General features: G+C 75.2%; 10 protein-coding genes. 5 read left to right on the top strand and 5 right to left on the bottom strand.

The window, feature by feature from the left end:
* From E1193_RS25540 to E1193_RS25550, 3 genes are all read right to left on the bottom strand, one after another.
* A partial coding sequence (locus tag E1193_RS25540) for a lytic polysaccharide monooxygenase (RefSeq protein WP_207922859.1) occupies nt 1–677 on the bottom strand: 677 nt, incomplete at its 3' end.
* 206 nt (nt 678–883) lie between these two features.
* Nucleotides 884–1,324, bottom strand: coding sequence for a GNAT family N-acetyltransferase (locus E1193_RS25545; protein ID WP_132185732.1), 441 nt, complete (start codon nt 1,322–1,324; stop codon nt 884–886).
* Between the two features lie 261 nt (nt 1,325–1,585).
* Entirely contained in the window at nt 1,586–1,843 is a 258-nt protein-coding gene (locus E1193_RS25550) for a Prokaryotic metallothionein (protein WP_132185733.1), read from the bottom strand.
* Nucleotides 1,844–1,998: 155 nt separating this feature from the next.
* On the opposite strand from E1193_RS25550, the gene E1193_RS25555 reads away from it, so the two are divergent.
* Nucleotides 1,999–2,274 carry an isoamylase early set domain-containing protein gene (locus E1193_RS25555; protein WP_132185734.1) on the top strand — a complete coding sequence of 92 codons (276 nt, stop codon included), beginning with the start codon at nt 1,999–2,001 and terminating at the stop codon, nt 2,272–2,274.
* Nucleotides 2,275–2,301: 27 nt separating this feature from the next.
* Here the strand turns inward: E1193_RS25555 and msrB are convergent, their stop codons facing one another.
* On the bottom strand, nt 2,302–2,712 hold the full coding sequence (gene msrB, locus E1193_RS25560) for a peptide-methionine (R)-S-oxide reductase MsrB (protein ID WP_132185735.1): 411 nt from the start codon (nt 2,710–2,712) through the stop codon (nt 2,302–2,304).
* A 47-nt stretch (nt 2,713–2,759) separates the two neighbouring features.
* On the opposite strand from msrB, the gene ligD reads away from it, so the two are divergent.
* Complete coding sequence (ligD, locus tag E1193_RS25565; RefSeq protein ID WP_132185736.1) at nt 2,760–3,785, top strand: non-homologous end-joining DNA ligase; 1,026 nt, start codon at nt 2,760–2,762, stop codon at nt 3,783–3,785.
* Nucleotides 3,786–3,834: 49 nt separating this feature from the next.
* Here the strand turns inward: ligD and E1193_RS25570 are convergent, their stop codons facing one another.
* Complete coding sequence (locus tag E1193_RS25570) at nt 3,835–4,128, bottom strand: hypothetical protein (protein ID WP_207922858.1); 294 nt, start codon at nt 4,126–4,128, stop codon at nt 3,835–3,837.
* Nucleotides 4,129–4,266: 138 nt separating this feature from the next.
* On the opposite strand from E1193_RS25570, the gene E1193_RS25575 reads away from it, so the two are divergent.
* The 3 genes from E1193_RS25575 to E1193_RS25585 form a co-directional block, all read left to right on the top strand.
* Nucleotides 4,267–7,467 (top strand): FtsX-like permease family protein, encoded by a 3,201-nt coding sequence (locus E1193_RS25575; protein ID WP_132185737.1) that lies wholly within the window; start codon nt 4,267–4,269, stop codon nt 7,465–7,467.
* Nucleotides 7,464–10,214: an FtsX-like permease family protein gene (locus E1193_RS25580; RefSeq protein ID WP_132185738.1), complete on the top strand. Its 2,751-nt coding sequence runs from the start codon at nt 7,464–7,466 to the stop codon at nt 10,212–10,214. Before E1193_RS25575 ends, E1193_RS25580 begins: the two co-directional genes overlap by 4 nt.
* Nucleotide 10,215: 1 nt before the next feature.
* On the top strand, nt 10,216–10,721 hold a 506-nt coding region (locus tag E1193_RS25585), incomplete at its 3' end, for an ATP-binding cassette domain-containing protein (RefSeq protein WP_132185739.1).

The raw sequence follows: 10,721 nt of genomic DNA on the forward strand, positions 1-10,721 counted from the left end.
GGGGTGCTCGGCCCGCCGCCGAACTCGACGTCGCTGCACAGGTAGTACGACTGGTCCAGGTGGCTGGCCTGCCAGATGGTGTAGACGATGTGTCGGCCGGTGCGGCCCGGCGCGTTGGCCGGGATCTGGATGGACACGCCCTGGCTCTCCCGGGTCCACTGGGACGCGGGGGTGTCGCCGATCTGGCCGACCAGTTCGAGGTCGCTCCAGGCCAGTGGTTTGGACAGGGCGTTGAAGCCCTGCTTGGTGACGTACACGCGGATGTAGTCGGCGCCGTGGCTGGCCTGGTCGAACAGCTTCACGCGGAAGTTGTTGGCGACGGGCGTGGTCTTCCAGGCGCCGACCGCGTCCAGCGCGTTGTATCGTCCGCTGTTGCTGCGCCCGGCGCTGCACAGCTGGCCGTCGGGGATGGCGCCCTGGTGGTTGCCGGCGACGCCCTCGCGGAACAGGCCGTTCCAGTTCCACATCGCGCTCGGCTCGGCCTGCCATGCCTGCCAGCACATCGGGTCCTCGGTGGCCATCCTGGGGTTCAGGTGGTCGCTGCCCCAGCGTTGCCAGCAGCCGTAGTTGCGGGACGCTGGGTCGACCACCGAACCGTGCGCGGACGCGGGCCGGGCCAGGACGGTGGCGAGCAGCATCGCGACGACCGCGCCAAGGGCGAGCAGCGCCGCCATCATCGGCAAGGGTCGTCTGCGGAGGAGCGTGGACAATGAAGCCTCCGGGGGGTTTCGGATCGATCGACGACGCCCGGACGGTCGGGAGCTGCCCCCTCCCGAATCCCGTTGCGTGGCTCCCGCGACGGCTCTACTCCGCAGGTTTCCACAAGGAAGTGGTATCCGTCAATATCTGGGCGTCCGCCCCCGTCCGCCCCTTCCGGCTGGGGTCAGCCGTCGCGGCGCATCGGCACGTGGGGGATGCCGTCCTCGACGTACTCCGGACCGGTGCGGGTGAAGCCGAACCGGCCGTAGAAGTCGGCCAGGTGGGACTGGGCCTCCAGCACGCACGGTTGGTTGCCGACCAGCCGTAGCGCCTCGTCCATCAGCCGGCCGGCGTGGCCCGCGCGGCGGGCTTTCGCCGCCACCACGACCCGGCCGATGCGTGCCACGTTGTTCGGGTCGGCCAGGATCCTCAGGTACGCCACCGGAGCGCCGTCGGAGGCCAGCCAGAGGTGTCGGGTGCCGGGTTCGGGATCCCGGCCGTCCAGTTCCGGGTACGGGCACGCCTGCTCCACCACGAACACGTCGATCCGTAGCCGGAGCAGGTCGTGCAGGGCACGGGCGTCCAGGTCGGCGAAGGTGGCGACGTGCAGGGTCGGCTGCGGCATCCTGCGATCGTAGGCGCCGGCGACCGGGGACCGGCGCAGCCGCCGGCTGTGGCCCGGTGTGGTGGGTCGGTGTGGTGGCCGGGTGTGGTGGGTCGGCGGCTTCTCCGCCGCTCCGCCCGGCTCGCCGAACGCGACCCTGGCGGACAGGGCTGTCGGTCGGCCCCTTCCAGGCCGACTCGTTGGCGTACTCACGTGCCATAGCGTCGGCGGACCTCTCACCCGGCCGGCGGCGGGCGAGTTACCCCGGCGTGGCCGGGTCCGTCAGGTGGGGCGGGCGCCCACGGCGTCGCGGATCTCGGCACCCTGCTCTTCCTCGCTGCGGGCGCAGTGCGCGCAGCAGAAGAACCGGCCGCCGACCTCGACCCCGTGGCCGAGGATCTTGACCTGGCAGTGCTCGCAGATCGGCGCCAGCTTGTGGGCCGCGCATTCGAAGCAGTCGAAGGTGTGCACCTCACCGCTGACCGTCCGTACCTCGAACGCCATCCAGTAGTCGTTGCCGCAGACCCCACAGGTAGCCACGTCGAACCCCCCAAATCAGGACATCTGCCCTCAGCGTGCGGCAGGGTTGGGCCAGCCGGGAGCGAAATGCGCGAGTTGATGCGCCCGGCCGGCGTTTCGCCCCCCGCGTGTCGCGCGTTGGGCCTGGTGGAACGCCTCTACCCCGGGAGGACCTCGTGATCAAGCGGAACAGACTCTTCGGCAACCAGACCCGGGTCACCTTCTGCCTGCCCCGGGATGTGCCACCCGGCGCTGTCAGCGTGGTGGGCTCCTTCAACGACTGGGAGCCCGGGCGGCACGAGCTGGTCGCCCGCCGCGACGGCACCCGTGCGGTGACGGTGAAGCTCGGCCCGGGCCGGCACCGCTTTCGTTACCTGGCCACCGGGGGAGTCTGGCTCGACGACGAGTCCGCCGATCAGGTGGACGCCGATGGCAGCCTGCTGCTGCTCTGACCGACCCACACCGGCGGCCCGCCGGCCTCAGCCCTGCGCCGGCGCCAGCCGGATCGACACCGAGTTGACGCAGTGCCGGGTGTCCTTCGGGGTGAAGCCCTCGCCCTCGAAGACGTGCCCGAGGTGGCTGTCGCAGCGCGCGCAGCGGATCTCGGTGCGGGGCATGCCCAGGGTGTGGTCGGGGATCTCGCGCACCGCGCCCGGGATGGCGTCGTCGAAGCTCGGCCACCCGCAGTGCGAGTCGAACTTGTCGTCGCTGCGGAACAGCGCCGCGCCACAGGCCCGGCAGTGGTAGACCCCGGGGGTCCTGGTGTCGACGTACTCGCCCGTCCACGGGGGCTCGGTGCCGGCCTCGCGCAGCACCCGGAACTCCTCGGGGGCCAGCCGGACCCGCCACTCGTCCTCGGTGCGGGGCAACTCGTTGTCGTCAGGACTCACCCGTCAACGGTACGCCGCATGTCGCAGGTGTCGCATATGGTCGCGGAATGGGCAGCACGAAGGCAGCGGTGACGGAGATCGAGGTGGCCGGGCACACCGTCCGGCTGACCAGCCCCGACCGGGTCATCTTCCCGCAGCGCGGTTTCACCAAGGCCGACGTCTTCGGCTACTACCTGGCCGTCGGCGACGGCATCCTGCGCGCCCTGCGGGACCGCCCCACCACGCTGCAGCGCTTCCCGGAAGGCGTGGACGGGGAGATGTTCTTCCAGAAGCGGGTGCCCACCCGGGGCGTGCCGCCCTGGGTGCGTACGGTGCGGATCAGCTTCCCCAGCGGGCGCAGCGCCGACGAGCTCTGCCCGGCGGACCTGGCCCACGTCGCCTGGGCCGCCCAGATGGGCACCATCGTGTTCCATCCGTGGCCGGTGCGCGCCGCCGACGTCGACCGTCCCGACGAGCTGCGGGTCGACCTCGACCCGCAGCCCGGCACCGACTTCGCCGACGCGGCGGCCGCCGCCGGTGAACTGCGGGCCCTCCTGGCCGAGCTGGGCGCGGTCGGCTGGCCGAAGACCTCCGGCGGCCGGGGCGTGCACGTGTACCTGCGCATCGCGCCCCGCTGGACGTTCACCGAGGTGCGCCGGGCCACCATCGCGCTGGCTCGCGAGCTGGCACGCCGCCGCCCCGAGCTGGTCACCACCGCGTGGTGGAAGGAGGAACGCGGGCAGCGGGTCTTCGTCGACTACAACCAGATGGCCCGGGATCGCACCATCGCCTGCGCGTACTCGCTGCGGGCCAACGCCCGGGCCACCGTCTCCACCCCGGTCACCTGGGACGAGCTGCCCGACGTCGACCCGGACGACTTCGACCTGCGCACCGTGCCGGCCCGGCTGGCCGAGCGGGGCGACCCGCACGCCGGCATCGACGACACCCCGTACGACATCACCCCGCTGCTGGAATGGGCCGACCGGGACGCCGCCGACGGCCAGGGCGACCTGCCGTACCCGCCGGACCACCCGAAGATGCCCGGCGAGCCGAAGCGGGTGCAGCCCTCCAAGGACCGCGACCGCCGGCGCTGACCGGTCAGCGCCGTCCGCCCGGACGGGTCACGGCGGAAAGCCAGTGGCGTCAGCGCCTCTCCATCAGCGCCTCCACCGCCTCCTTGGCAGTTCTCAGGTCGGCGCCGGTCGCCTCCCGGTACGCCTTGATCGCCTTGATCTTCTCGCCGCGCGTCAGGTGTTCGCGGACCCCCGGCGGCGCAGGCCGGTCATCGACGACGCCGAGGCGGTCCATCACCAACTGGAGCTTGCGCTCGATCTCCGCCAGCCGAAGGTTGTCGCCCCGCCGGCTGGACGCGGCCGCCACCTGGGTGATCAGTCCGATGCTGAGAAGAGCCAGCGCGATGGTGAGGACGAGTTCCATGCGGCTGATGGAAGCAGACCCGGGCCAGGGTCGGTCGGCCGTCGGCTGGTAACGATCACGTAAAGGCTGCGAACCTTTTCCCGGCCGTACCCCCTCTGTCTCGTCGTCGGCCCAACGGGGGCCACGGGGAGGCGTCGGATGAAGCTGGTGTGGAGGCGGGCCCGCGCGGCGCGGGGCTTGCTGCTGGCGTCGGCGATCGCCGCCCTGGTCGCCGTCGTGCTGGTCACCGGGCTCTCCGACTACAGCCGGCGGGCGATCGAAGCCGGCCAGCGGGCCATGCTGGCCGCCGCGCCGGCGACCGAGCGCAGCCTGGTGATCAGCGGCTCCGGCGGCCGGGACGCGGCCGAGTCCGCCGCCCGGGACGCGACATTGCGTCGCTGGTTCGCCGGCGGGCTGGGTGGGGCGACGGTCACCGTCTCGGCTGCCCGGTACGGCATCGGCCGGGAACTGACCGGCGACCTCGGTACCGCCCGGACCGACGACGACCCGGTCTTCGCCGACCTGGCGGCCCTCGACCACCTGTCCACCCACGCCGACCTCGTCGCCGGCAGCTGGCCGACCGCCGGCGCGGACCCGGTCCAGGTCGCCGTCCCGGAGCGGGTGGCCGGGGTGCTGCGGCTCACCGCCGGCGCCCGGGTGCCGATGACCGACCGCCGCTCCGGGCAGGCCGCCGAGATGATGGTCGCCGGCATATTCCGGCCGCGCGATCCGGGCGCGGCGTACTGGCAGCTCGCCCCCGGGGCGGTCGGCACCGAGGAGGGCGACGGCAGTTCCTTCGGGCCGTTCGCCCTCGATCCGGCCGACTTCAACCATGCCTTCCCCGACTCCACCTCGATCTCCTGGCTGGTCGAGCCGGACCTCGCCGGTGTCGCGCCGAGCCGGCTCCCGGCCGTCAAGCAGGCGGTGGCCACCGCTCTGGCGCGGGTGCCCGAGGAGGCGGGCCTCGGCTCGTCCGCGCAGAGCGTGACCGGGCTGGACCGGCTGATCGACCGGCTGGGCCGGGCCGACCTGGTGGGACGCTCGGCGCTGCTCACCCCGCTGCTGCTGATCGTGGTCCTCGGCGGCTACGCGCTGGTGCTGGTGGCCGCGCTGCTCAACGAGGACCGGCGCGGGCAGACCGCCCTGCTGCGCGCCCGGGGCGCCGCCCGCCGGCAGCTCGCCGGTCTCGCCGTACGGGAGGCGAGCCTGGTGGTGCTGCCGGCCGCGTTGCTCGCGCCGCCGCTGGCCGACCTGGCGTTGCGTCGCCTCGGCGGCGCCGACGGGCTGGCCGACCTGCGACTGGTCGGCGGCGGCGCCGGCGGGCTCTGGACGGTCGCGCTCGCCACCGCCGTCGGCTGCCTGGTCGCCATGGTAATGCCGGCCCTGCGCCGGGCGGGCAGCTACGTCGCGGACCTGGCGGCCCGGTCCCGCCCCACCCGGTCGGCCGCCGTGCAGCGGGCCGGCGTCGACCTGGCGCTGGTGCTGCTGGCGCTGCTCGCCTGGACCCAGCTGCGGCAGCACGCGTCGCCGCTGGCCGGGGCGGGCGGCCGGCTGGGCATCGACCCGCTGCTCGCCGTCGCCCCCACCCTCGGCGTGCTGGCCGGGGCGGTGCTCGCGCTGCGGCTGCTGCCGCCGGCCACCCGGATCGCCGAGCGGCTCGTCGACCGCCGGCCGTGGACGGCCACCATGTTCGGCATGTGGCAGGCCGGGCGGCGCCCGCACGCCGGGCCGGTGCTGCTGCTCGCGCTCGCGGTGGGCGCCAGCACGCTGGCCTGGTCGCTGGTGAGCACCTGGGAACGGTCGCACACCGACCAGGCCGACCACCGGGTCGGCGCGGACCTGCGGGTGGTCGAGCGCGCCGGCGACGCGCCGGCCGACCGCACCGCCCAGCTGACCGGCGTACCGGGGGTGGATCGGGTGCTGCCGGCTTGGCGGGACGAGGTGCGGCTTGGCCGCACCACGCTGCCCACCACCGTGCTCGCGCTCGACGCGACGGCCACCGCCGACGTGGCCCGGATCGCCGACCGGCTGGGCGACGTACCGCCGCGAGAGCTGCTCGACCGGATGGTCCGGGACCGCCCCGCCCCGAGCGGCGTCGTCCTCCCGGCCGACGCCCGGCGGCTCACCGGTACCGTCCACACCCCGGTCCGGAACCCGATCTCCGCGCAGTCCATCGAGGTCACGGCACTGCTGACCCGAACCGACGGGCTGGCCCTGCGGCTTCCGCTGGCCACCACCGACTCCGCCAACCCCCGGGCGGTCCGGTTCGCGGTGGCGCTGCCCGCCGGGCCGCCGCTGCGGCTGGCCGGCTTCCAACTCGACGCCGGAGACGCGGCGGCCCGCAGCTACCGGCTCCAGATCGGCGAGCTGCGTGTCGAGGACGCCGGCGGTGCCGCCCAGCCGGTGGCGCTGACCGGCGACTGGTCCCTCGTGGACACCCGGCGGGACGAACCGGTCGTGACGCGGGGCGTCACGGCCGGCGGCGTCGACGTCGACGAACCCGTGACGATGGCCGAGGGCGGGCGGTTCGCCAGCCAGCCCACCGTCCGCTTCGCGGTCGTCCCGGCCGGCCGGATCGACGCGGTGCCGGCACTGGTCACGCCGCAGGTGCTGGCCGCCCTCGACATCGGCGTCGGAGACGTGGTGCCACTGTCCCTGTCCGGCGCGTCCCTGCCCGTGCGGGTGGTCGGGGAGTTGCACGGGGTGCCGGGGGCCGGCGACACCGGGGGAGCGATGCTGATCGACCTGCCCGCCGCCGTGGAGTGGCTGGTGCGGCAGCGCGCCGCCGTCCGGCCGGTGGCGGAGTGGTGGCTGCGTACCGATCCGGGCCGACACGCCGCCGCCGCGACGGCGGTACGCCAACTGCCGGACGTCACCGTTTTCGACCGGCGGGCGAGCGCCGAGGCGGCGGCCCGGGATCCGTACTGGCGGGGCGCGCGGACCGGGCTGCTCGCCGCCGCGCTCGGGTCGGTGCTGCTCGCTCTGGTCGGCCTCGCGGTGGACGTCTGGGCCACCGGCCGCCGCCGGATCGGCGAACTGGCCGTGCTGCACACCCTGGGGGCCGGGCCGCCGCTGCTGGCCCGCGCGTTGCTCGCCGAACAGACCTTTTTGGCCGGGATCGGCGTCGCGGTCGGCCTGCTGGTCGGCGCCGGCGTCGGCGCCACCATGGCGCCACTGGTGATCCTCACGCCGGCCGCCGGGCGGCCCGTACCGGAGGCCGCCTTCACCGTGCCGTGGACGCCGATCGGGCTCACCGCGGCAGGGCTGTTGGCGGCCGCCCTCGCGTGCAGCGCGGTGCTCACCACCGGCCTGCGGCAGCGGGTCGCGGCGGTTCAGCTCCGGATCGGGGAGGAACGATGAGCGTGCTGGCGGTGGCGCGGCGGGTCCGCGCCCACGGTGGACACTTCCTGCTCCTGGCGGTGCTCGCACTGGTGACCGCGGTGCTGGTCACCGGGGTGCCCCGGGTGGCGGATCGGCTTGCCGGGCAGGGGCTGCGGGCGCAGTTGGCCGACCTGCCGGGCGTGCGGCGGGACCTGCTCTTCACCCGGCCGCCCGGTGACCGGCCGTTCGGTCCGGCCAGTTTCACCGCCCTGCACCAGGGCGACCTCGACGCCCTGGCGGCGGCGATGCCCGACGCGGTGCGGGAGGTGCTCGGCGAACGGTGGTACACCGCCGACACCGCGTTCAGCCGGCTCACCGGTCCGGAACTCACCGGTGACAAGGGACTGTTCGACCTGAGCCTGCGGACCACCACCGGGCTGACCGAGGCGGCCACCCTGGTCGAGGGACGGTGGCCGGAGCAGGGGGCCGCGCGGGCGGCGGCGGTCGAGATCGTGCTGGCCGAGCCGGTGGCCCGCGCTCTCGGGGTACGCGCCGGTAGCCGGCTGCGGGCGGCCCTGCGGTCACCCGGGGGCGAGGAGTTCGGGGCCACGCCCGTGGCGGTGGTCGGCGTGTTCCGCCCGACCGACCCGGCGGGCGGGGCGTGGGACGCGCTTCCCTCGGCGCTGCGGCTCACCCCGCCCGTGGGCGAGGGCGAGCCGTTCCAACTGGTCGGACTGACCGACCCGTCGAGCCTCGACGACCGGGCCGCGGCCGGCTGGCCGGTCGTCGCCGCGTACCGGTACCGGGTGGACCCGGGCCGACTCGCCCCGGGGCGGCTCGACGCGCTGGTGGCCGGCCTCGCCGAGGTGGAGCGGCGGAAACCGGCCGCGATGCGGTTCACCCAGGGCGTCGACATTCCGTTGCGGCAGTACGCCGACGCGCTCGCCGCCGCCCGTACCCTGCTCACCGTCATCACGGCCGGGGTGCTCGCCACGCTCGCCGGGCTGACCGTGCTGGCCGCCCGGCTGGCGGTGCGCCGCCGCAGCGACGAGTACCTGCTGCTGCGCGCCCGGGGCGGCTCGATGACAACCCTGGTGCGGCGCGGGCTGGCCGAGTCGGCCCTGGTGGTGCCGGCCGCCGCCGCGGCGGGTTGGCTGCTCGGCGGCCTCCTCTCCACCGACGCGGCGGGGGGCGGCACGCCCACCCCGGCCGCCCGGTTGGCCGTGGTCACCGCGCTGCTGGCCACGGTGGCGCTGCCGGCCGCGGTGCTGGCGGACCGGCGCGGCGGCAGCGGTCGGCGGGACCTGTTCAGGTTCGCCGGCGGCGCCGGCCGGCTGACCGTCGACGGCACCCTGGTCGGGCTGGCCGGGCTCGGCGCGTTCCTGCTGCGCCGGCGCGGACTGGTCCTCGGCGGCGCGGTGGATCCGCTGCTGGTGTCGGTGCCGGTGCTGCTGGCGGTGGCCGCCGCGGTGCTGGCGCTGCGCGTGTACCCGATGCCGATGCGGCTGGCCAGCCGGTGGGCTGGGCGGGCGAGGGGTGCGGTGGCGTTCCTCGGCACGGCCCGGGCTGCTCGGGCCGGGGCGGTCGCGCCGCTGGTGGTGGTCGTGCTGGCGATCGCCACGGCGGCGTTCTGCGGGGTGGTGGCCGATGGCATCGAGCACGGCCGGGACCGGGCCGTCACCCGGGCCGTGCCGGCCGACGCGGTGGTCGCCGGGGAGCGGTTCGCCCCGGACACCGCGGCGGCGCTGGCCGCCCTGCCCGGGGTCCGGGCGGTCAGCCCGGTGCTCGCCGAGCCGGGACAGCGGCCGTACGCCGACGCCGAGGGCCGCCCCGCCGGGCCCGGCGAGGCGTACGTGCTGCTGGTGGAGCCGGCGGGCTTCGTGCAGGTGGCGCGGCACGCAGGAGTCGACGTGGCCGTGCCGGAGGCGCTGCGCGGCGACGCGGCGGCTTCCCTGCCGGCGCTGGCGTCGCCGGAGGTCGCCGCCGCTCTCACCGAGACGGCGCTGGCCGACCGGGCGGGCGGTCGGCCCGGCTGGGTGGACGTGCAGGGCAACCGGTTGCCGTTCCGGGTCGCCGGCACGGTGCCGGAGTTTCCGTTGGTGCCGGCGGGCACCGGCCGGTTCCTGGTGCTGCCGTGGCCGGGGTTGCCGGCCGACGGGCCGCATCCGCTCGCGCCGACCGGTTACCTGCTCGCCACCGGCGGCGAGCAGGTCGATCCGGTCGCGGTGGGCCGGATCGCCGAGGAGGGGCAGGACCGCTACCAGCGCAGCGGCGTGGTGAGCGCGGGGAGGCGCCCGGTGCCGCCGACGGTGACCACCTGGGCGGCGGAGCGGGAACGGCTCGGCGGCAGTGGCGTCAACGGCCTGCTCGTCTTCGGGTTCGCCACCGGCGGGGTCGGCGGTGCGCTGCTGGGCCTGCTGGCGCTGGCCTTCGCCGTACTGGCCGGGGCGCGGGGGCGGGCCCAGGTGCTGTCCCGGCTGCGCACCATGGGGTTGTCCCGCCGGCAGTGGCGGGGACTGCTGCTGGTGGAGCTGCTCCCGCTGGTGCTGGTGTCGGTGCTGACCGGCGCGGTGGTCGGCGCCCTGCTGCCGGTGCTGCTCAACCCGGTGCTGGGGCTGTCCGCGTTCACCGGTGGTGTGCCGGTGACCGTTCACTTCGCGCCCGGCCTGGTGGCCGGGGTGCTCGGGCTGGCGGTGCTGGCCCTCGCCTTCGCCCTCGCGGTCGAGGCCGTGAACAACCGCCGGATGCGCCTCGGCGAGGCGCTCCGGCTCGGAGAGGAGAGCTGAGATGACCGCCATCGCCGAGAGCGCCGGAGTTCTGGACCTGGCCGAGCTGCAACGGCGGGCCGCGCGGCGCGCGGCCGAGCGGGCCGGCGGGCGGGACCGCCTGCGCGGTCACATCGTCTGCGACGGCCTGGTCCGCATCTTCAAGACCGAGGGCGTCGAGGTGGTCGCCCTCCAGGGGCTGGACCTGGTCATCGACCGGGGGGAGCTGGTGGCCGTCGTCGGCGCGTCCGGCTCGGGGAAGTCGACGTTACTGAACATCCTCTCCGGGCTGGACACCCCGACGGCCGGGATCGCCCGGGTGGCCGACTACGACCTGCTCACCCTGTCGCACCGGCGGCGGCTGAGCTATCGCCGGGACGTGGTCGGTTTCGTCTGGCAGCAGACCGGCCGGAATCTGTTGCCTTACCTGACGGCGCGGGAGAACGTCGAGCTGCCGATGCGGTTGGCCGGCCGGTCCGGTGGGCGTCGAGCCCGGCGGGGGCGGGCCGGAGAGCTGCTGGAGATGGT

Source organism: Micromonospora sp. KC606, from assembly GCF_004348675.1.
Lineage (GTDB): Bacteria > Actinomycetota > Actinomycetes > Mycobacteriales > Micromonosporaceae > Micromonospora.

What these genes read in the sequence shown, in the direction of transcription:
- E1193_RS25545 (WP_132185732.1), bottom strand. Translation starts at nt 1,324, where the DNA reads ATGCCGCAGCCGACCCTGCACGTCGCCACCTTCGCCGACCTGGACGCC.
- ligD (WP_132185736.1), top strand. Translation starts at nt 2,760, where the DNA reads ATGGGCAGCACGAAGGCAGCGGTGACGGAGATCGAGGTGGCCGGGCAC.
- E1193_RS25570 (WP_207922858.1), bottom strand. Translation starts at nt 4,128, where the DNA reads ATGGAACTCGTCCTCACCATCGCGCTGGCTCTTCTCAGCATCGGACTG.
- E1193_RS25575 (WP_132185737.1), top strand. Translation starts at nt 4,267, where the DNA reads ATGAAGCTGGTGTGGAGGCGGGCCCGCGCGGCGCGGGGCTTGCTGCTG.
- E1193_RS25580 (WP_132185738.1), top strand. Translation starts at nt 7,464, where the DNA reads ATGAGCGTGCTGGCGGTGGCGCGGCGGGTCCGCGCCCACGGTGGACAC.